This is a genomic window from Nocardia concava NBRC 100430 (assembly GCF_000308815.1).
In the GTDB taxonomy this organism is placed as follows: Bacteria; Actinomycetota; Actinomycetes; order Mycobacteriales; family Mycobacteriaceae; genus Nocardia; species Nocardia concava.
The window spans coordinates 63,447-82,910 of record NZ_BAFX01000048.1 but is presented as its reverse complement, the minus strand read 5'-3'; the positions used below and the strand labels follow the sequence as shown (position 1 = coordinate 82,910).

Genomic DNA, 19,464 nt, shown 5'->3' with positions numbered 1-19,464 from the left:
GCACACCGACTTTCGCGGGTGCGTTGTCAGGACTTGTCCAGTTTCAGCAAATGATCAGCGGCTGCCTGCGGGCAAGCGGAAACCCTGTGGGACGCTGCGACTTCTGCGGAATGAATTCAGAAAGGCGAGTTCATGAGCGAATTGGCGGCCATCTCGAAGTAGTTGAGCAGCTGCTGCCGGTGCTCGGCATCGAGCACCTCGGGCTCGATCTCCGCCACCGCGATGTGCATGGCCCGCAGCCACGCGTCCCGCTCGATCGGACCCACCTTGAACGGCATGTGCCGCATCCGCAGCCGCGGATGCCCGCGCTCATCGGAGTAGGTCCGCGGCCCGCCCCAGTACTGCTCGAGGAAAATCCGCAGCCGGCGCTCGGCGGGACCCAGATCCTGTTCCGGATACAGCGGCCGCAACACCTCGTCCTCGGCCACCTCGCGATAGAAGGCCGCCACGATCCGATGGAAGGTCTTCTCACCGCCCACGGCCTCGTAGAAGGATGTTGCGGTCTGCTCGCCGGAAGTCACGTCCCCATTGTGCCCGTGCCGCCGATTCACGGCCCGTTTCGGGGTCGCCACCGGCCCATCGGCGCGCGACCGGGCGGCCGTGCACAACCGTCACATCCTGTTCATCCGAATGTGCCCCGCAATGTGGTGAAAGAGATGGCATTGTGCGCGAAACCATGGTCAACTGGGTGACAGTCTGCCGAGATACCACACAATCGGACGAATACGAAACCGGGGTATGGCCCATGAAGCAGCGGCACGGCGCCCGTCACGAGGCGCGCACGCATCGACAACTCCAGCCCGCCGACGTCCACAATCGTGGGTCGGGGGCTACTCCGCTGCATTTATTGTCCGAACATTCTCATTCCGAGCATCACCCGGCCGCGCATCCCGAGCCGGCCCATCCGGGCGACCATCGCGAACATTCGCATCATCCGCCCACCGCAGCACCCGTTCCCGCCTGGGCCAAACGCCGCGTGCTGCTTCTGAACGCCACGTACGAGCCGCTCACCGCCCTGTCCGCGCGTCGCGCCATCGTGCTGCTGATCTGTGACAAGGCCGATGCCGTGCACGAGAATCCGGAGGGTCCGGTCGTGCATTCCGCCGGGACCTCGGTGGCGCTCCCCTCGGTGATCCGACTACGCACCTATGTGCGCGTCCCTTACCGGGCACGGGTACCCATGACCCGCGCCGCCCTCATGCACCGCGACCGCTATCGCTGCGCCTACTGCGGCGGCAAGGCCGAGACCATCGACCACGTGATTCCGCGCAGCCGCGGCGGCGCGCACTCGTGGGAGAACTGTGTCGCCTCGTGCGCGCCGTGCAATCACCGCAAGGCCGACAAACTGCTGAGCGAACTGGGCTGGGTGCTGCACCATCCGATGGTCGCCCCCAAGGGTCCGCACTGGCGTTTGCTGTCGGCCAGCTCCGAGCTGGACCCGACGTGGCTGCAGTACCTCGGTGAGGGCGCGGCTTGATCGTCGTTCACTCGTAAACCTCGACTCCCCGTAGGCACTGGTCACTCACCCGTAGGCAGACCGGCTTCGGCCGCCAGCACGCCGAGCGCGCGGAGGAAAGCCGTGCGCTCCTTGGCCGTCAGGCCCGCGGTGAGTTCCTTGTCGAGTTCCTTGGCGGCCTGCTCACAGGCGGCCAGTAGTTCATATCCGGGCTCGGTGAGCGTGAGCACCTGCCTGCGCCGATCCTCGGGATCACGCACCCGCTCGATCGCCCCGAGCCGTTCCAGATGATCGGCCAGCGACACCACCAGGCTGGGCGCGACGCCCAGCCGTTTCGCCAATTCCTGCTGTGAGGCGGCCTCGCCGTGGCTCAGCGCGGTCATCAGGCCCGCGTGCTTCGGCTTCAGGTCTAGGCCCGCGATGCGCGCGGCGAAGCGATCCGCCACCACCGAACCGACCGTCCCGAGTCGAAACGCGACGGTTTTCGGGAGCTCGGTCGGCTTCTTGACTTCGTTCACGGGTCAGATGATACTTTCCTCAAACCGTTCAGACTCTGAATGATTTGAGGAGAGAAGGATCATGGACGCGTGCACGGGAATCGCGCTCGCCAATGCGGCGGTCGCGCTGATCTCTGGAATCTCGAGCGTCGTGGGCATGGCGAGGCCGGGGCTGGCCGTGCCGGGTGGTGGCCAGATCGACGCGGGCACACGGTTTTTCGCTTACGGCTACGGTGCGCGGGCGGTGCCGCTGAGCGTGGTCATGCTCATCACGCTGGCGGTCGGCACGCGCAGCGGGCTCGCGCCGATCCTGGTGGTGGCCGGGCTGGCGCAGATCGGGGACGCGATTATCGGTGCGGGACGGCGCAATTGGCCGATGGCGGCCACCTGCGTGGGGCTGGCGGCGGTGCATCTGGCGTCCGCCTGGTGGGTCATCCAGCAGTGAGTCGGTGCAGTGAAAACCACTGCACCCCTGAACTATTGGCGGGTCAGCTGTATTCGCTGATGAGCATGCCCCAGGTGCCGGGCTCCAACGCCGCGAAGACGTGGGGCATATCGCCCGGGTAGCAGATGTAGTCGCCGGGTTCGAGTTCGACGGGAGCCTCGGCAGGGCCGACCCGCGCGCGGCCCGCGCACAGCACGACGTGTTCAACGACGCCGCGACTGTGCGGATCGGACTCACGGGGGTGGCCGGGCTCGGCGGTGAGTCGGTAGATGTCGCGCCGGACCGCGGGCGGCGAGGCGGCCAGCAGGGCGATGCGGTACTCGGACTGCCCGGAGGCGAGCGCGGGCGCCTGCCCGGCGCGAATGACCTGAACCTGCGGGCTCGGCGGATCCAGCAGTCGGGAGAACTGGATGTCCAGGGCGATGCAGAGCGCCCACAGGGTTTCGATGCTCGGATTGCCCGAGCCCGATTCCAGTTGGGACAGCGTCGATTTGGCGATTCCGGCGCGCCGCGCGACCTCGGTCAGCGAGAGTCCGGAGCGGGCCCGCTCGCGGCGCAGGGCGGCGGCGATCGCCTCTTGCGGCGACTCGGGCGCCTCCGCCGGCGGCAGCGGAATCTCAGGCTGCGGCACCTCCTGCAGCGGAGCAGGAAGAGAGCTGTCTGGCTGGGTCATGATGAGGTTCACAGTACCGGGACATGGGGGTGCCCCTTTGACTAACCCGGTCTCCTGTGTTCATTATAGAAAACATGCGTTCGGCATGGCGAACACTCGATCGGGGTGTGCTCACAGGTATCGCGGCGATCTGCCTGGCAGTCGCCATGATCGGCATATCCTACGGCGCTACCGCGGTGACCTCGGGACTGCCCGGCTGGTTGCCGGTGCTCATGAGCATCGCCGTGGTCGCGGGCGGCTCGGAGTTCGTCTTCATCGGCATCCTCACCGCGGGCGGCGGCCTGGTCGCGGCCGTGCTGGCCGGACTCCTGGTCAACGCCCGCCACCTGCCCTACGGCCTGTCCGTCCCCGACGTGGTCGGCACCGGCTGGCGTCGACTGCTCGGCACCCACGTCATGAACGACGAATCCGTCGCCATGGCCATGGCCCAGCCCGACCGCGACCGCCGTCGCGCCGCCTACTGGCTGTGCGGCCTCGCGGTCCTCGCGGCCTGGCCACTCGGCGCGGCCATCGGAGCCGTCCTCGGCGCAGTGGTCCCGGACCCCAACGCCTTCGGCCTCGACGCCGTCTTCCCGGCCGTCCTGTTCTCGCTCGTCCTGCCCGCCCTCCGCGAACCCCTCACCCGCACAGCCGCCCTCGCGGGCGCGGCGGTGGCGGCGGCGACCACGCCGTTCCTCGGCGCGGGCCTGCCGGTGCTGCTCGCATTGACGGCGGTGCTGCTGGTTGTACGCCGCGCCGGTAAGGAGTCCGCGCCGGAAAGTGATCCGGCTGTTTCGACCGCTACCGCCGCGATGAGCGCATCGTCGTGACCAAGGCCCTGCTGATGGGTGCGATGGCATTGGCCATCGGCACCTTCGCGTTCCGCTTCGCGGGGCCGCTGCTGCGGAGCCGGGTGAAGATCTCGCCGCGCACCGTTCGGCTGTTGGAGATCGCGTCGGTGGTACTGCTCACCGCACTGGCGGTCACCACGCTGATGCCGTCGGGCGGTAGCCAATTCGGCTGGGCACTGCCCGCTGGAGTGCTGGTAGCAGCGGGGCTGGCGTGGAAGCGGGCACCGCTGCTGGTGGTGATCCTCTCCGCTGCCGTTGTCACCGCCGGACTCCGCGCATTCGGCATCCACTAACCACTCCCCCTTCGCCGAGTGGCACACCAGTGCGGCCGAATTGGGCAAATCCCCTCACTGGTGTGCCACTCGGCGACGTTAGAGGAGGAGGTCTGCCAGGCGGGCCCACGCATCCTCGGCGAATTCGGGACGGTAGGAGTCGCGGCCGGGGAAGAGGAAGCCGTGCGGGGCGGGGTCGTAGACGACGATGTCGTGCTGGATGCCGTTGGTGCTCAAGGTTTCTTCGAGTTCTTCGCGGGCCTCGGCGTCGATCAGCGGGTCGTCGCCGCCGAAGAACAGCAGGATGCGGCCGGTGATGGCGGGGGTGGCCTCGACGGTGGGTTCGGGTGTGGACAGCGGGATGTCGGTGTTGGTCAGCCAGCCCGGGTAGAAGGCGGCGGTGGCGGCCAGCGGGAGCTGGGTCGCGGCGTAGTAGGCGACGTGGCCGCCCGCGCTGAAGCCGACCATGTTGAGGGAGACCGCGTTTCGGCGGCGCAGTTCGTCGAGGCAGGCGGCGACGTCGTCGATCACCTCGGGGCGGGTCAGGGTGCGCAGGAGTTCCAGGCCCCGGTCACGATCGACGTGCAGTTCCAGTTCGGCGCGCGGGGCGGGGCGGTGGAAGAGGTCCGGCATGACGACGATGGCGCCGAGTGCGGCGAGGCGGTCGGCGGCCGCCCGGGCCGTGGCGTGCAGGCCGTAGATCTCGTGGCCCACAACGACTCCGGGATAATCGCCCGGTTCCGCGGGACGCGCCACATAGGCGCTCATTACGGATTCGCCGACCTTCAGGTCGACCCACTCGGTCACGATCGCGACATCGCTCATGCCTACCCAAGGTAGAGCACGCGGTTCAGCCGCCCGTCACGGGCGCGAAGGCCGGAGCCAGGAGCGCGATGCCCAGTGCCACACCCGCGAGAATGCTGCGCAGAATCGTCATGGTGATCGCCCTCCCCGATGGCTGCATTCGACCTGGGTCGAACGTATCCGGGTCCGAAAAGCTTTCCCAGCCAGCATATTCGGTGCCCCGTGCGTTGGGGGCCGGTTCGCGCCGAGTGCTCCGGGGTCGAACCGGCGGAGTGCTCCCGGCGCGAACCGGCGGGCGTGAATCAGTGCGCGAGCAGCGGCAGGGCGGGGCCGCGGCGGCGGGCGACGGAGCCGTAGCGGGCGTCCAGGCGCAGCCAGGTGCGGGCCGCGCGCACCCGCACGATCTCGTCGACCGAGATGCGCCGCGAGTCGGTCTTCTCGCCGCCGTGCGGGATGAAATCCATGGCGGCGAGCGCGAACACGACCCGCATGGGCACCTCGACCTGCTCACCGCCGCCGGACACGGTGAGCACCGTCTGATCCAGCAGGGCGGCGGGCGGACCGTGGCGGCTGCCGTGCTCCTCCGCCAATTCGGCTCCGCGCTCGGCCAATTCGACGAGCATGCGCGCGGGCACATCGTCGATGTGGACGAACCCGGCCTCCGGCGGCAGCGCCGCACGCCAGGCCGAATCCATGGCGAAGCCGAGGCCGAACGCCTTGGCCGCGTCCGGCCCGTGCAGGCCGGCGAGGATGGCGTCCCCGCCGACCGACACGTCGTCCATCCCGAGTTCGGCCACCACCGTGCGCACCGCCAGCGCCTCGAAACCGGTTCCGGCCCAGGCGGAGACGTAGCGGTCCCCGCGCCGGCGCAGCCGGATGACCGCCGCCGGGTCGAGGCGCAGCGCGTGCGATATGAAGGTGGCCAGGTTCTCGCGTTCCGCGGGATCCGGAACGTGCAGGGTCAGCTGTCCCGACAACGGTCGTTCTCGGTCAGTCCGCCAGCCACAGCGACAGGTAGTCCCGTTCCGCGGTGGTGAGGCGGCGTAGGCGCTGGGTGTCGATGTCGAAGGCGGCCAGCTGGGTGGAGGCGATCACCGCGGGCGGGGAGTCCGGGGCCGCGCCCGCGGCGCGCACCTCGTAGCCCACGGTGAAGTCCACCGCGCGCAACCGCTCGATCCACATGGACACGTCCAGGGGCGTGTCCTCGTGCCGCAGCTGCCCCTTGTACTGCACGCGCAGGTCGGCGAGCACACAGCCGGTCCGCAGCTTGACCGTCGGCCGCTCGTCGCCGAACAGCCACGGGATGCGGGCCTCCTCCAGCAGCGTCACCATGCGGGCATGGTTGATGTGCTGGAAGGCGTCCATATCCGACCAGCGCACCTCCACCTTGGTGTGGAAACGCTTGGGCTCGCCCGGAGCCGGGAGATCTCCCGGCTGGGGCGTCGCCGTCTTGGCATGGCCGTTCAGCGAACCGACACTCGTCAACGCGGTACCTCCGATTGCGCTCCCACCCCGCTCACCATGCTGCGCACCTGCCGCGCCGCAACCGACAGCGTGGCCAGGTCGTGGGTTCCGGACTCGAACAGTTCCGACAGGGCGCTGCGTGCGCGGCCCAGCCGGGACTGGTTTTTCGACTCCCAGTATGCAATTTTCTCCTCGGCCGTCTCCTCCGGGTCACCGGCGGAGAGCACATCGAGGGTCAGCGAGCGCAGCGAACCGTACATGTCGTCGCGCAGCGCGAGACGGGCCAGCGCGTGCCAACGATCGCCGCGTTCCAGGTGGCTGACCGCCTGCAGCAGCCAATCGATCTTGAGGTGGTCGTTGAGCGCGTAGTACAGCGCGCCCACCTCCTCACCGCTGCGATCGGTGATGTCGGCGATGTCCAGGACGTCCAGCAGCGGGAACTGGTTGAGCAGGCCGAACACCTCGGTGGCCAGCTCCGAGGGCGCGCCCTGATCCATGATGGCCTGGCACTGGTCGTTGAGGGTGTCGATGTGATGGCCGCGCAGCCAGCCCGGCACCTTCGGCGAAAGGGTGCGCACACCTTGGGCGTAGCGGTGAATCTCCGCGCCCACCGCGACCGGCTGCGGACGGTTGTTGAGCAGCCAGCGCGAGGCGCGGTCGAGGGTGCGCTTGGTCTCGAGCTCCAGCGCGTCCTTCATGCTCGTGGAGACATCGGCGGCGCGGATGCGGTTCCATACCGCGTGCAGATCGAAGATCTGGGTGGCGGCGGTGAAGGCGCGCACCGAATCCGAGGCCGAGGCCCCGATCTCCTCGCCGAGGCGGAAGGCGTAGGTGATGCCGCCCAGGTCCACCACCTCGTTCACCAGCATGGTGGTGGTGATCTCGCGGCGCAGGCGGTGGCGCTTGATGGCGGTGGCGAAGCGGGTGCGCAGCGGGGTCGGGAAGTAGCGCGGCAGCCGCGCCGAGAAGTAGACGCTGTCGGGCAGGTCGCTGGCGAGCAGCTCGGTCTTGAGCGAAAGCTTCACGTGCGCCATGAGATTCGACAGCTCGGGCGAGGTCAGGCCGGTGCCCTGCTCCACCCGCAGCTTCATTTCCGCGTCACTGGGCAGCGCCTCGAGCTCGCGGTCCAGGCCGCGGCGCTCCTCGAGATCCTCGATGACGCGCTGGTGCACGTTCAGCATGCGCGGGGCCTCGGCCCGGGACATGCCCATGAGGATGTTCTGGGAGACGTTGTCCTGCAACACCAGTGCGGAGACCTCGTCGGTCATCGAGGCAAGCAGCGGGTTGCGGTCGGCCTCGGGCAGCTCACCGCTCGAGACCACGCCGTCGAGCAGGACCTTGATATTGACCTCGTGGTCGGAGCAGTCCACGCCCGCGGAATTGTCGAGGGCGTCGGTGTTCATCTTGCCGCCGTGACGGCAGAACTCGATGCGGCCGTGGGCGGTGACGCCGAGGTTGCCGCCCTCGCCGATCACCTTGACCCGCAACTCGTTGGCGTTCACCCGGACCACGTCGTTGGACTTGTCGCCGACGTCGGCGTTGGTCTCGCTGGAGGCCTTGATGTAGGTGCCGATGCCGCCGTTCCACAGCAGCTGCACCGGGGACTTCAGGATGGCCTTGATCATCTCCGGCGGGGACAGGGCCGTGATGTCGGCGGCCAGGCCCAGCACCTCACGCACCTGGTCGCTGACCGGGATCGATTTCACCGTGCGGTCGTAGACGCCGCCGCCCGCGCTGATCAGCGACCGGTCGTAGTCGGCCCAGGAGGAGCGGGGCAGGGCGAACATGCGCTCGCGTTCGGAGAACGACACCGCCGCATCGGGATTGGGGTCCAGGAAGATGTGGCGGTGGTCGAACGCCGCGACCAAACGGATGTGACGCGAGAGCAGCATGCCGTTGCCGAACACGTCGCCGGACATATCGCCGATGCCGACCACCGTGAAGTCCTCGGACTGGGTGTCGATGTCCATCTCGGCGAAGTGGCGCTTCACGCTCTCCCACGCGCCCTTGGCGGTGATACCCATCGCCTTGTGGTCGTAGCCCACCGAACCGCCGGAGGCGAAGGCGTCGCCGAGCCAGAAACCGTAGGACTGGGCAACATCATTGGCGATATCGGAGAAGGTGGCGGTGCCCTTGTCCGCGGCCACGACCAGGTAGGTGTCGTCGCCGTCGCGGCGCAGCACCCGCGCGGGCGGGATCACCGCACCGGTGGCGCGATCGACATTGTCGGTGACATCGAGCAGGCCCGAAATGAAGGTGCGGTAGCAGGCGATGCCCTCGGCCTGCAGATTCTGGCGATCGGCGACCGGATCGGCGGTGGCAGCGGGCGGGTTCTTGACCACGAAACCGCCCTTCGCACCGACCGGGACGATGACGGCGTTCTTCACCGCCTGCGCCTTGACCAGGCCCAGGATCTCGGTGCGGAAGTCCTCCAACCGATCCGACCAGCGCAGGCCGCCACGCGCGACCGGGCCGAAGCGCAGGTGCACGCCCTCCACCCGCGGGGAGTAGACGAAGATCTCGAATTGCGGTCGGGGCTTGGGCAATTCGGCGATCTCCTGCGGTTCCACCTTGAACGACAGGTAGTCCCGGGAGCGACCCTCGGCGTCTGTGACGTAGTAGTTGGTGCGCAGGGTGGCCTTGATCAGGCCGAGCAGCGCGCGCAGGATGCGGTCGGCGTCCAGGCTCACGACCTCGTCGATGCGGTGGCGGACCGCGGCCTCGAGTTCGGTGGCGTGGTCCGGATTGGCCGAGTCCGGGTCGAAGAGCGCGGCGAACAGGTCGACGAACATGCTGGCCGCTTCGGGATAGGCCAGCAGGACACGGGTGATGGCGGCCTGACTGTAGGGGAATCCGGCCTGCTGCAAGTACTTCGAGTAGGCGCGCAGGATGGAGACGCTGCGCCAGTTCATGCCCGCGCCCAGCACCAGTTCATTGAGGCCGTCGGCCTCGGCGCGGCCGTACCAGAGGGCCTCGAAGGCGTCGGTGAAGCGCTCCCGCAGGCCGCGCACGTGGGCGTCGAGGGCGTCCAGGCGGCCGACGGACTCCACCAGTTCGGCGTCCATATCGCGGTCCAGGGCGCTGCGCAGCAGTTCGGGGCGGGCCAGCAGGCCGAAGTCGTAGACCCACTGCTCGGGGCCGTGATCGAGTTCGACCTGGTGGGGGCGCTCGTCGATGACCTCCACGCCGAGGCTCTGCAGCAGCGGGAGCACCTGGCTCAGGGAGATGCCGCTGCCGCCGACATAGAGGGTGAAACGCCATGAGCCCGGGGAGGAATCGAGGCGGCGGTACAGGTGCTGCGAGATACCGCCGTCGGCCAGGCCCTGCAGGCGCAGGATGTCGGCGACGGCGCGCAGGGGTTCGAAGTCCTCCTTGTAGCTCTCCGGCAGGGCCTCGGCGTAGCGCTGCGCGACCACGGGATCCAGGCGTGCGGAAGTCGCGACCTCGTCGCGCAGGTGGTCGTCCCAGGTGCGGCTGGCCTCGGCGAGCAGGTGCTGGATGCGCAGGCGGTTGCTCTCGGAGCTGTCCGCGGCGGCGCCCTGGTCGGGCAGGCGCACCGTGAAATACACACTGGCGAGGTCGCTTTCGGACACGCGCGCCGAGTAGTCGATGGAGACGCCACCCAGCTCGCGCATCAGGATGTCCTGCATCTCCAGGCGCACGCGGGTGGTGTAGCGGTCGCGCGGGAGGTAGACCATGCAGGCCACGAAGCGGCCGTAGCCGTCCATGCGCATGAACAGCCGGACCTGGCGGCGCATACCGACATTCAGCACGGCGCTGGCGGTGCGGCGCAGGGCGTCACCGTCGGAGGAGAACAGTTCGGTGCGGGGGAAGGCCTGGATGACCTCGAGCATCTCCTGGCCGGAGAAGGAGTCCAGGTCGAAGCCGCTGGCCTCGATGATGGAGCGCACCCGGCGGTTGATGACCGGGATATCGAGGACGTTCTCGTGCAGGGCGGTGACGGTGAAAACGCCGATGAACAGATGCTCGCCGGTGACCGTGCCGGATTCATCCATTTCGGCGACGCCGACGAAGTAGGGGTAGACGCCGCGGTGCACGGTGGCCGGGACCAAGCCCTGGGTCAGCCTGAGCAGGGACTCGTCGCCGCTGTTGTCGGGGACGCGGAAGTCGGTGCCGACATTGGGGCGCAGCACGCCGAGGCTGGTCTCCGGCACGATGATGGACTTGGCCTGGCCGTCGACGACGCTGCGCTCGTAGCGGGCGTAGCCGAGGACGGTGAAATGACCGTCCGCCAGCCAGCGCAGCAGGTCGGCGCAGTCGGTGAGATCGGTTGTGGGAAAGGCGGATCTACCGGCCGCGGCGGCATCGTCGAGTTCCCCGGCGACGTGTTCCTGGGCCTCGCGCATGGCCTCGGTGTCCTCGATGACGCGGCGCACGTCGGTGAGGACATCGGGCAGCGAGGTCTCGATCTGCTCGAGCTGGGCGCGGCTGGTGGCGGGGTGCAGCTGGATGTGCATCCAGGATTCGCGCAGGCCGGTGGAGCCGTTGCCGTCGACCTCGTGTGGGACCGCGGTCTGCAGGGTGCCCTCGGCGTCGCGGGTCACCTCGAAGATGGGGTGCACGATCTCGCTCACGCTGACGCCCAGGCGGCTCAGCGACGAGGTGACCGATTCGACCAGCAGCGGCATGTCATCGGTGACCAGCTGCACGGCGACGCCGAGGCCGGCCTCGTCATCCGCGTGGTACACACGGACATTCGCGGTGCCGGGGACGCGCTGGACGGCCAGGTCGACGTGGCAGCGGAAGATGTGGGTGGAAGTCGCGGGAATGGCACAGTCGGCGTCACCGGCGTCGACGTGTCGGAAATACGCCTCCTCCAGGGATACGAGATTGCCCCGCAAGGACGCGGGCAAACTCGCAGCCCAGGCCGCGCTGGACAATTCGGACGAGACGGTCATTTTCGCCAACTCCTCGGATTCGGTTCCGTAACAAAGTGACGCCGATGCGAGAGTAGCTGGGCGCAAGATGTGCCGGGCCTAATTCCTCTCAATGCCGCGCCGCGTCTCACAATACGGACGAACCAGACGGTTCGCGGCTCTCTTCACCTGGCCGAAATCACCAGGTCGCCCACGACAAACCTTGCACCAAAACACATTTCACGCAAACGTGCGAATGCGAAACCACACAGTTCGCTACTCGATAGCCGTTAACGATCACAGCCCCGGCCCGCCATCCAGCGGTCCACGAACCATCCAGCAAACAATCACTAGACCAACACAAAGGCGACCAACCGACCACCTCTACCCCGGCCCAGCCATTCGCCCCGCGGTGTCACTCCTCGGCAGGCCCGATCGACCCACCACCCGACAAGCTACTCCCCTTGCCCCACACCGCGTTTCGTACACCGTCAGCTCACCCCCACCGCACCTCAACAGTGCGTGTGACCTGCACTCCCCCAGCCTCCCCCGAGCCCGCAGGCCCACTCCAGAACGATCTTGCCCGACCCCGCCGCCGATCTTGATAGCCCCGAGGTACAGCAATCCCCGACCTCAGCGACCTTGCCGATCGGAACGATTCTCAGCCCGCCCCGCCCGCAGGCCGAACCGGCCGCACTCACCCCGGCGAACGGGCAGGGCACCAACGCCCGGGCAGACTCCGTCCCAGCACCGGCGGCCGAGCCCATCAGCCACGCCAACCTTGCCGCACAAAGCCTTTGACGCTCAGCACCAAGCGCGCAGTCCAGCAGCCGGGCGATGCAAAGTGGGCAATGACGCCGACGGCCATCCATGTGGCTGCCAAACGCAGCCCCTGCCCGGTTCCCGTCGGTCCCCACCCTGGTGGGGTGGGGCCGAACGGGGGAAACGGTTAGCCGCGGGTGAGTTTGCGGTGGGTGACTCGGTGGGGGCGGGCGGCTTCGGGGCCGAGGCGCTCGATCTTGTTGGCCTCGTAGGCCTCGAAGTTGCCTTCGAACCAGAACCAGGAGGCCGGGTTGTCGTCGGTGCCCTCCCACGCCAGGATGTGGGTGCAGGTGCGGTCGAGGAACCAGCGGTCGTGGGAGATCACGACCGAGCAGCCGGCGAAGTTCTCGAGGGCGTTCTCGAGCGAGCTCAGGGTTTCGACGTCGAGGTCGTTGGTGGGCTCGTCGAGCAGGATCAGGTTGCCGCCCTGCTTGAGGGTCAGCGCCAGGTTCAGGCGGTTGCGCTCACCACCGGAGAGCACACCGGCCGGCTTCTGCTGATCCGGACCCTTGAAGCCGAACGCCGAAACGTAAGCGCGGGAAGGCATTTCCACCTGGCCGACCTGGATGTGATCCAGCCCGTCGGAAACCACCTGCCACACCGTCTTGTTCGGGTCGATGCCGCCGCGGTTCTGGTCGACGTAGCTCAGCTTGACCGTGTCACCGACGCGCACATTGCCGCTGTCCGCCTGCTCGAGGCCGACGATGGTCTTGAACAGCGTCGACTTACCAACACCGTTCGGGCCGATGACGCCGACAATGCCGTTGCGCGGCAGCGTGAACGACAGATCCTTGATCAGCTGCCGGTCGCCGAAACCCTTGTCCAGGTGCTCGACCTCGACGACCACATTGCCCAGGCGCGGACCCGCCGGGATCTGGATCTCCTCGAAGTCCAACTTGCGCATCTTCTCGGCCTCGGCGGCCATTTCCTCGTAGCGGCCCAGACGCGCCTTGTTCTTGGCCTGCCGCGCCTTGGCGCCGGAGCGAACCCAGGCCAGCTCCTCCTTGAGGCGCTTCTGCAGCTTCTGGTCCTTCTTGCCCTGCACCTCGAGGCGCTCGGCCTTCTTCTCCAGGTAGGTGGAGTAGTTGCCCTCGTAGGGGTAGGTGCGGCCGCGGTCGAGCTCGAGGATCCACTCGGCGACATTGTCGAGGAAGTACCGGTCGTGAGTGACGGCCAGCACGGCGCCCGGGTAGGTGGCCAGGAACTGCTCGAGCCACAGCACCGACTCGGCGTCGAGGTGGTTGGTGGGCTCGTCGAGCAGCAGCAGGTCGGGCTTGGCCAGCAGCAGCTTGCACAGCGCGACGCGGCGGCGCTCACCACCGGAGAGGTTGGTGACCGGCTCGTCCGGCGGCGGGCAGCGCAGCGCGTCCATGGCCTGCTCGAGCTGGGAGTCGATGTCCCACGCGTCGGCGTGGTCCAGGTCCTCCTGGAGCTTGCCCATCTCTTCCATGAGCTCGTCGGAGTAGTCGGTCGCCATCAGCTCGGCGATCTCGTTGAAGCGGTCCAGCTTCACCTTGATCTCGCCGAGGCCCTCCTCGACGTTCCCGCGAACGGTCTTCTCCTCGTTCAGCGGCGGCTCCTGCTGCAGGATGCCGACCGTCGCGCCGGGCGCGAGCCAGGCATCACCGTTGTTCGGCTGGTCCAGTCCCGCCATGATCTTCAGCACACTGGACTTACCCGCGCCGTTCGGGCCGACGACACCGATCTTCGCGCCGGGAAGGAAGTTCAAGGTCACATTGTCGAGCACGACCTTGTCGCCATGCGCCTTTCGCACCTTCACCATCTGGTAAATGAACTCAGCCATATGGGCAAGCCTAACTGTGTGTAGTAGCGGGTTCTCCGGCAGTGTCCGCATCCGCGGGCAGCCGTTCTACGGGGTCGGTCCGGTCGGATCGAGCGAAGGTTTTGCGCGCCACCGGGGCGGTGCAACGACCCAGGTCGGGACCCAGTGCCAGGGCCCGCATCTCGAGGTCGGTGCGCTCCGCGCCGTCTCGGGTGGTGTACTCGTTCGAGCGCAGCTGCCCGTACGCGATGATCGGATCACCTCGCTGCAGCGATGCTTCGACACCTTCGATGATCCCCCGTCGCCAACAGCTTACGGTGAGATAGAGGGTGCCACCGTCCACCCAGTCACCGGCGCCCTGATCGTAGCGGCGGGCGGTACTGGCCAGCCGGAAACTCAGGACCTGTTCGCCGTTCTGCAGCACCCTGGTCACCGGATGGGTGACGATCCGGCCGATCACCGCGGTATTCGCCTCGTACATTCCACTCCCCCTTGCCGATTCGAGCCTGTGCGTTCGGACAGGTTCAAGCTTGGCTCGCAGGCAAGCACGACGACACCGGATTTTCGGCGAGTGTGGACAACACGCGGGCTGTGGACAACTAGTAGCGATGCGAGTTCTACAGCGTCGCGAGATCGGTATTGGCCCCGCACAACACGATTACCGGCCGCTCCCCCGCCGCCGGCACATACGCACCGCTCTGGATGGCCGCCACCGCGGTCGCCCCGGCCGGCTCCACCACGATGCGGAACTCGCGCCACAGATACTCCCGCGCCATCACGATCGCGTCATCGCTGACCAGGATGGACCGCACCCCGTACCGCTTGGCCACCTCCATGGCGATATCGCCGATCCGGTTCGCGCCCAAGGCATCCGAGGCCACGCTGGAGACGTCCACATCCACCGGATGCCCGGCCGCCAGCGCCGCGTGCAGCGTCGGCGCGCCCTGCGGCTCGACGCCGATCACGCGTCCGCGCAGCCCCAGCGCCACCGCGACCCCGGCGACCAGCCCGCCGCCCCCGACCGCGACCAGTACCGGCGGCCGCCCGCGCACCTGCTCCTCGATCTCCAGCCCGATGACCCCGGCGCCGGTCACTATCTCCGGCAGGTCGTAGGCGTGCAGCGGCATGGCCCCGCGCTCGGCGGCCAGCTGCGAGGCGTACTTGTGCGCCTCGGCGTAAGTCGTTCCGTGCCACAACACTTCGGCACCGTGCGACCACATGGCCGCCACCTTGGTGTGCGAGGCCGATTCGGGAACCACCACGGTGCACGACAATCCGCGCAACGCACTGGCCAGCGCCGCCGCGATCCCGGCGTTTCCGGCCGAGGCCAGCACCACACTGGTCTTGTCGCCGCGCGCCTGCAGCAGCGCGTTGAGGCAGCCGCGCACCTTGAACGTCCCGCCGTGCTGCAGGTGTTCGAGCTTGAGCGTGACCGGGACCGGCCCGCGCGGGCCGAGGATGTCGGTGTGGAAGACGGGTGTCTTGCGGGTGTGCCCGCGCAGCAGGCGGCGGGCCTGGCGCACGTCGGATCGGTAGAGCCGCTTGACTTTCCGGGTCGCCATGGCGACGTCGTTCACTTGCGTACCTCTCCGTCCCGCCGGGCGAGTTCGGCGAACATGGCGTTGTACGCGGTCAAGTCCGCGTCATCGTCACGCTCGGCCTTGCGATCGAGCCGATTGGCCAGGCGGGTGTCACTGCGCGACCACTGGATGAGCAATGCGAGCATCACTACCACGAGCGGTACTTCACCGCTCGCCCACGCGAGGCTACCGCCGGTGTGCTGATCGCCGAGCAGATCGTGATTCCAGGACAGGCCGAGACTGCGGTAGAACCAACCGCCCAGCACGGTATCCATGCTCATCAACGCGATGCCGAAGAAGGCGTGGAAGGGCAGCGAGCCGAAGACCATGCCCAGCTTGGTGAGCGGTTCCACCGGGCGCGGCTTGGGATCGATACCGATGACGACCCAGTAGAAGAGGTAGCCGCTGATCAGGAAGTGCACATTCATGAAGATGTGCGCGCCGTGCGTGCCGACGAACTTGTCGAAGATGCCGCCCAGGTACAGCGCGTAGAAACCGGCCACGAAGAACACCGCGGCGATCACCGGCTGAGTCATGAAGCGCGACACCGGGTTGTGCACGGCCGCCAGGATCCATTCGCGCGGTCCGGGCGGTGCGTCCCGACCGGCCGGTTGAATTGCCCGGAGCGCCAGCAAGACCGGGCCGCCCAGCGCGAACAGGATCGGCGCGAGCATCGACAACAGCATGTGCTGCGCCATGTGCACGCTGAACATGGCCGGGGCGTAGCGCCCGACGCCGGAGCTGGTAGCGATCAGCAGTGTCGCGCAACCTGCCATCCAGGAGATGGTCCGCCCGACCGGCCAGGAGTCGCCGCGCTTGCGCAACCGCAGCACGCCACGCAGATAAACGACGGCCAGCACGATGGCGAGCGTGCCGAAGATCAGATCGAAGCGCCAGTCGAACGCCAGTCGCGCGACGGTCGGCGGACCGGCCAGGTTGTAGCCGATCTCGACCTCGGTCGGGGTGGGCACCGTGCGCAGATCCGGCGGCGGGGTCCGGCCCAGGCCGACCGCCAGTCCGACGGTGGCGGCGAAGACCAGCGCCTCGACGCCCGCGAAGCGAATCAGCGCCCCGCGATCCCGCGGATCCTTCTCGAGATCGGGAATCGCGCGCTGCCGCTGCAGGAATCCGATGATGCCGAGAATGATCAGCGCCCCCGCCTTGGCGAGCACGAGTTTGCCGTAGGTGGTGCCGAACAGGTCAGACCACTGCACCCGCACATAGGCGTTGATCACACCGCTGGCGGCGATCACCACGAATGAGACGGTCGCCACCTTCGAGAACCGGCGCACCGCCAGCGCGGTGTATTTGCCGTCCCGCAGCGCGTAGGCCAGCACCGCGAACAACCCGCCCACCCAGAAACAGGCCGAAACCAGGTGCAGGATCAGGCTGTTGGTGGCCAGATCGTGCGCGCCACCCGACGAGGAATGCCCGGTCAGCGCGACCGGCAACAGCGACAGCACCGACAGCCACAGCAGCACCGGCGTCCAACCCCACCGCAGCGCCACCCGGCACCCGATGGCCAGCACCACCACCATGAACACCGTGAACCGCCACGACCCGGCCACATCGACCTTGTCCGCGGCGCGCCACACCTGCTCGGGCCGCAGCGAATCCTGCAGCGGTTGCCCGGTGGTGTCCGAAAGCGTCAGCGGCACCAGCAAAGCCGCCGCACCCGCCCAGACGAGCGCCGCGTTCCCGGCCCGCCGCAGCGCCCGATACCCGCCGACATCCAGCACCCCGCTGCCCTGCGGCGGCACGAAGAACGCCGCGAACAACAGCGACCCGACGGTCAGCGCCGCCGCGAAATCCGCGACCGCCCGCACCGCCGGCAACCCGTAGGTGGTCAACGGCCCCGGATCCGGAATCCCCAGCAACGTCAGCGCCTGCGACGCCGACAACGCCACGACCAGCGCCGCCACCAGCGCCGCAGCCGCCGCGCCCACCGCCGTCATCGCCGCGAACGTCACCCCCGACCCCGACCGACTGATCGAAACGTCCGTTCCTGCGGGCGGGTCCTGCGCTGACGACATGCGCCCAGCGTAGTTCGAAGCACCCATCCGGACTCCCCCAGGGTTTCCGGTCCTCAGGTCCGCCAACCCCGCCCGACGCGCCGAACAGTTGCTACACGACCGCCCTTCCCTGATCTGGACGCTCGCTATACTTAACGCGCTGGACACCGAGATCGATTTGGGTCAAGGTGTTTGGTGCCCGCATCACCGCCGATGCCCGCACTGCCTCCGTAGCTCAGTTGGATAGAGCAAGGGCCTTCTAATCCCTAGGTCGCAGGTTCGATTCCTGCCGGGGGCGCTTTTGGTGAGTGACCTGCGCGAACGTCGCCAGGTTCACTCATACCCACACCCCGCAGCACTCAAACAGCAGCGCTCCCGGCGCCCTTGTCGCGCCACCCGGACGACGAGCGTCTCACGCGATATTCTGGCGACAAATTCCCCAGCTGACCGGTGCCATCCCCGTAGTGTTAGGACATGACCGCCGTGCATGAGGAACTCATGACAACCGAGGAGTTCGAGGAACTCGCTCGGGCGGCCGATCGTATTGCGGAGGGTGTGCGACTCGAGTTCATCAACGGACAACTGGGGGCCAAAGCAATGCCGGACGGGGACCACGCCCGAATCATCCAGTGGCTGATTCGAATCTTCGTGATCGCCCGCCCCGAGTTGTTCCTCACTCCCGAGCAAGGTTTGCAGGTCGAGCAGTACCGCAAAGGCCGTGCACGTCCGGACGGCTCCCTCGCAGGCGCCGATTCCTTTGTCGGCCAAGGCGAATGGGCAGACCCCAGCCCAGTCTTGATGGTCGTCGAGGTAACCTCCGACGATCAGGACACCGAACGCCGGGACCGTCAGGAAAAGCCGCGCGCATACGCCGCCACCGGCATCCCCGTATACCTGCTGATCGATCGCGATTCCTGCGAAGTCACAGTCCACAGCGTCCCGAACAACGCCCGGTACCAACACATCCTGACCGTCCCGTTCGGCGCCACGGTCCCCCTCCCTGCCCCCGTGGGAATCGACCTCGACACCACCCCACTCCTGGATTGGGTCCGCTGAAGCCCGTTCGCACAGCAATCCCGCCCCGACGCGCCGAAGCTGCGGGCATCAAACACCTCCATCCCCATCAGCTCCGCCACTTCTTCGCCCACAACTGGCTCGCGAACGGCGGCCAGGAACAAGACCTCATGATGCTGGTCGGCTGGCGCCCCCAGATGATCGGCCGCTACGCCCGCACCCCCGCCAAAACCCGCGCCCGCGACGCCCACCGCAAGGCCCGGCTGGGAGACAAACTCTAGAAGCAACCGCGTGTCCTGCGTGTTGCTGCGCCGTTCGGCAAGTCGACCAATCAGCGTTCGGTTCTTCGTTCTACATCGCTGACCGGCGTGGAGATGTTCTGCGCACTGCGTACATTCCTACCGAACACTGTCTCGAGGAGGGGTCGGGTGAGTTCACCACAGCCGCGTTCACAGAGTTACAGCGAGTCCTTGGCTACGAAGATGGATCGGGCGGCCGAGGCGATGAGCAATGCACACGCATCGCTTCGAGAAGGTGGCGTGTACGTCGACGTAAAGGCGAACGGTCAGGTCATCGCGATCAGCTTCGACGAGAACATCGTTCCGAATGGCCGCTACCTCGGCCCACTGATTGCACGGTTGATCAATCTCGCCCATGACAACGCCCAGGCCGACGTGGAGGACGTGCTGCGCGCGGTCCAGGCCGATCCACGAATCGAGAAGATCGTCGAGCAGTTCGGCGATGCTCCGGAGCGTTCCCTTCCTCGCCCGGCGGTCACTGAGGACCCCTGGGAAGAAGACGACGACCCGTACCGTCGCAAGTCCCGGATCGCCGCCCCGGACTGGGATGAGGACGACCACCCACTGCGACCGCGGTGACAAGATCGATTCCGATCTGTCCAGCACGTAAAGTATCCAGCGGAAACCGACCAGACT

The 19,464-nt window shown here is 67.5% G+C and carries 18 protein-coding genes and 1 tRNA gene; 8 read left to right on the top strand and 11 right to left on the bottom strand.

The genetic code is table 11. The features are described 5' to 3' along the window. Window positions 1-116: 116 nt before the first annotated feature. A complete protein-coding gene (locus tag ON43_RS09770) occupies window positions 117-521 on the bottom strand; it encodes a globin (protein ID WP_040806013.1) in 405 nt (134 codons plus the stop codon). Between the two features lie 224 nt (window positions 522-745). On the opposite strand from ON43_RS09770, the gene ON43_RS09765 reads away from it, so the two are divergent. Next, a complete protein-coding gene (locus tag ON43_RS09765; RefSeq protein WP_174416461.1) occupies window positions 746-1,477 on the top strand; it encodes an HNH endonuclease in 732 nt (243 codons plus the stop codon). Between the two features lie 41 nt (window positions 1,478-1,518). Here the strand turns inward: ON43_RS09765 and ON43_RS09760 are convergent, their stop codons facing one another. After that, window positions 1,519-1,974 carry a MarR family winged helix-turn-helix transcriptional regulator gene (locus tag ON43_RS09760; RefSeq protein ID WP_040805956.1) on the bottom strand — a complete coding sequence of 152 codons (456 nt, stop codon included), beginning with the start codon at window positions 1,972-1,974 and terminating at the stop codon, window positions 1,519-1,521. Between the two features lie 61 nt (window positions 1,975-2,035). On the opposite strand from ON43_RS09760, the gene ON43_RS09755 reads away from it, so the two are divergent. Then, window positions 2,036-2,398, top strand: coding sequence for a hypothetical protein (locus tag ON43_RS09755; protein WP_040805953.1), 363 nt, complete (start codon window positions 2,036-2,038; stop codon window positions 2,396-2,398). A 43-nt stretch (window positions 2,399-2,441) separates the two neighbouring features. On the opposite strand, the gene ON43_RS09750 is transcribed toward ON43_RS09755, so the two are convergent. Next, window positions 2,442-3,071: a helix-turn-helix domain-containing protein gene (locus tag ON43_RS09750; RefSeq protein ID WP_083913285.1), complete on the bottom strand. Its 630-nt coding sequence runs from the start codon at window positions 3,069-3,071 to the stop codon at window positions 2,442-2,444. Window positions 3,072-3,145: 74 nt separating this feature from the next. On the opposite strand from ON43_RS09750, the gene ON43_RS09745 reads away from it, so the two are divergent. After that, window positions 3,146-3,880 carry an AzlC family ABC transporter permease gene (locus ON43_RS09745; RefSeq protein ID WP_051178214.1) on the top strand — a complete coding sequence of 245 codons (735 nt, stop codon included), beginning with the start codon at window positions 3,146-3,148 and terminating at the stop codon, window positions 3,878-3,880. Between the two features lie 14 nt (window positions 3,881-3,894). Further along, the gene (locus ON43_RS09740; RefSeq protein WP_040806005.1) at window positions 3,895-4,194 is read left to right on the top strand and encodes an AzlD domain-containing protein; all 300 of its coding nucleotides are present in this window, start codon (window positions 3,895-3,897) and stop codon (window positions 4,192-4,194) included. Between the two features lie 78 nt (window positions 4,195-4,272). On the opposite strand, the gene ON43_RS09735 is transcribed toward ON43_RS09740, so the two are convergent. From ON43_RS09735 to ON43_RS09700, 8 genes are all read right to left on the bottom strand, one after another. Further along, complete coding sequence (locus ON43_RS09735; RefSeq protein ID WP_040805950.1) at window positions 4,273-4,998, bottom strand: dienelactone hydrolase family protein; 726 nt, start codon at window positions 4,996-4,998, stop codon at window positions 4,273-4,275. Between the two features lie 281 nt (window positions 4,999-5,279). Then, entirely contained in the window at window positions 5,280-5,954 is a 675-nt protein-coding gene (locus tag ON43_RS09730; protein ID WP_083913275.1) for a DUF8185 domain-containing protein, read from the bottom strand. 13 nt (window positions 5,955-5,967) lie between these two features. Beyond that, the gene (locus tag ON43_RS09725; protein ID WP_281033310.1) at window positions 5,968-6,363 is read right to left on the bottom strand and encodes an acyl-CoA thioesterase; all 396 of its coding nucleotides are present in this window, start codon (window positions 6,361-6,363) and stop codon (window positions 5,968-5,970) included. A gap of 95 nt (window positions 6,364-6,458) precedes the next feature. Continuing rightward, entirely contained in the window at window positions 6,459-11,360 is a 4,902-nt protein-coding gene (locus ON43_RS09720; RefSeq protein ID WP_040805946.1) for an NAD-glutamate dehydrogenase, read from the bottom strand. A gap of 907 nt (window positions 11,361-12,267) precedes the next feature. Beyond that, a complete protein-coding gene (gene ettA / locus ON43_RS09715) occupies window positions 12,268-13,944 on the bottom strand; it encodes an energy-dependent translational throttle protein EttA (protein ID WP_040805944.1) in 1,677 nt (558 codons plus the stop codon). Window positions 13,945-13,954: 10 nt separating this feature from the next. Next, complete coding sequence (locus tag ON43_RS09710) at window positions 13,955-14,404, bottom strand: single-stranded DNA-binding protein (RefSeq protein WP_040805941.1); 450 nt, start codon at window positions 14,402-14,404, stop codon at window positions 13,955-13,957. A 136-nt stretch (window positions 14,405-14,540) separates the two neighbouring features. Then, the gene (locus ON43_RS09705) at window positions 14,541-15,485 is read right to left on the bottom strand and encodes a threonine/serine dehydratase (RefSeq protein WP_040806002.1); all 945 of its coding nucleotides are present in this window, start codon (window positions 15,483-15,485) and stop codon (window positions 14,541-14,543) included. A gap of 11 nt (window positions 15,486-15,496) precedes the next feature. Continuing rightward, the gene (locus ON43_RS09700; RefSeq protein WP_040805940.1) at window positions 15,497-17,536 is read right to left on the bottom strand and encodes a bifunctional copper resistance protein CopD/cytochrome c oxidase assembly protein; all 2,040 of its coding nucleotides are present in this window, start codon (window positions 17,534-17,536) and stop codon (window positions 15,497-15,499) included. A gap of 203 nt (window positions 17,537-17,739) precedes the next feature. Here ON43_RS09700 and ON43_RS09695 point away from each other — a divergent pair. The 4 genes from ON43_RS09695 (at window position 17,740) to ON43_RS09680 (ending at window position 19,407) form a co-directional block, all read left to right on the top strand. Continuing rightward, window positions 17,740-17,813 (top strand) — tRNA-Arg (locus ON43_RS09695). Between the two features lie 176 nt (window positions 17,814-17,989). Further along, window positions 17,990-18,571, top strand: coding sequence for a Uma2 family endonuclease (locus ON43_RS09690; RefSeq protein WP_040805938.1), 582 nt, complete (start codon window positions 17,990-17,992; stop codon window positions 18,569-18,571). After that, window positions 18,559-18,810, top strand: a complete 252-nt coding sequence (locus ON43_RS09685) for a tyrosine-type recombinase/integrase (RefSeq protein ID WP_051178213.1) — start codon at window positions 18,559-18,561, stop codon at window positions 18,808-18,810. Before ON43_RS09690 ends, ON43_RS09685 begins: the two co-directional genes overlap by 13 nt. A 201-nt stretch (window positions 18,811-19,011) precedes the next feature. Further along, window positions 19,012-19,407 (top strand): hypothetical protein, encoded by a 396-nt coding sequence (locus tag ON43_RS09680; RefSeq protein WP_157513973.1) that lies wholly within the window; start codon window positions 19,012-19,014, stop codon window positions 19,405-19,407. The last annotated feature ends 57 nt before the right edge of the window (window positions 19,408-19,464 follow it).

Excerpts from the sequence above, each read along its gene's own strand:
- ON43_RS09755 (WP_040805953.1), top strand. The coding sequence starts at position 2,036 with ATGGACGCGTGCACGGGAATCGCGCTCGCCAATGCGGCGGTCGCGCTG.
- ON43_RS09705 (WP_040806002.1), bottom strand. The coding sequence starts at position 15,485 with ATGGCGACCCGGAAAGTCAAGCGGCTCTACCGATCCGACGTGCGCCAG.
- ON43_RS09680 (WP_157513973.1), top strand. The coding sequence starts at position 19,012 with ATGGATCGGGCGGCCGAGGCGATGAGCAATGCACACGCATCGCTTCGA.
- ettA (WP_040805944.1), bottom strand. The coding sequence starts at position 13,944 with ATGGCTGAGTTCATTTACCAGATGGTGAAGGTGCGAAAGGCGCATGGC.
- ON43_RS09750 (WP_083913285.1), bottom strand. The coding sequence starts at position 3,071 with ATGACCCAGCCAGACAGCTCTCTTCCTGCTCCGCTGCAGGAGGTGCCG.
- ON43_RS09740 (WP_040806005.1), top strand. The coding sequence starts at position 3,895 with ATGGGTGCGATGGCATTGGCCATCGGCACCTTCGCGTTCCGCTTCGCG.
- ON43_RS09765 (WP_174416461.1), top strand. The coding sequence starts at position 746 with ATGAAGCAGCGGCACGGCGCCCGTCACGAGGCGCGCACGCATCGACAA.
- ON43_RS09735 (WP_040805950.1), bottom strand. The coding sequence starts at position 4,998 with ATGAGCGATGTCGCGATCGTGACCGAGTGGGTCGACCTGAAGGTCGGC.
- ON43_RS09690 (WP_040805938.1), top strand. The coding sequence starts at position 17,990 with ATGACCGCCGTGCATGAGGAACTCATGACAACCGAGGAGTTCGAGGAA.
- ON43_RS09700 (WP_040805940.1), bottom strand. The coding sequence starts at position 17,536 with ATGTCGTCAGCGCAGGACCCGCCCGCAGGAACGGACGTTTCGATCAGT.
- ON43_RS09745 (WP_051178214.1), top strand. The coding sequence starts at position 3,146 with ATGCGTTCGGCATGGCGAACACTCGATCGGGGTGTGCTCACAGGTATC.
- ON43_RS09710 (WP_040805941.1), bottom strand. The coding sequence starts at position 14,404 with ATGTACGAGGCGAATACCGCGGTGATCGGCCGGATCGTCACCCATCCG.
- ON43_RS09720 (WP_040805946.1), bottom strand. The coding sequence starts at position 11,360 with ATGACCGTCTCGTCCGAATTGTCCAGCGCGGCCTGGGCTGCGAGTTTG.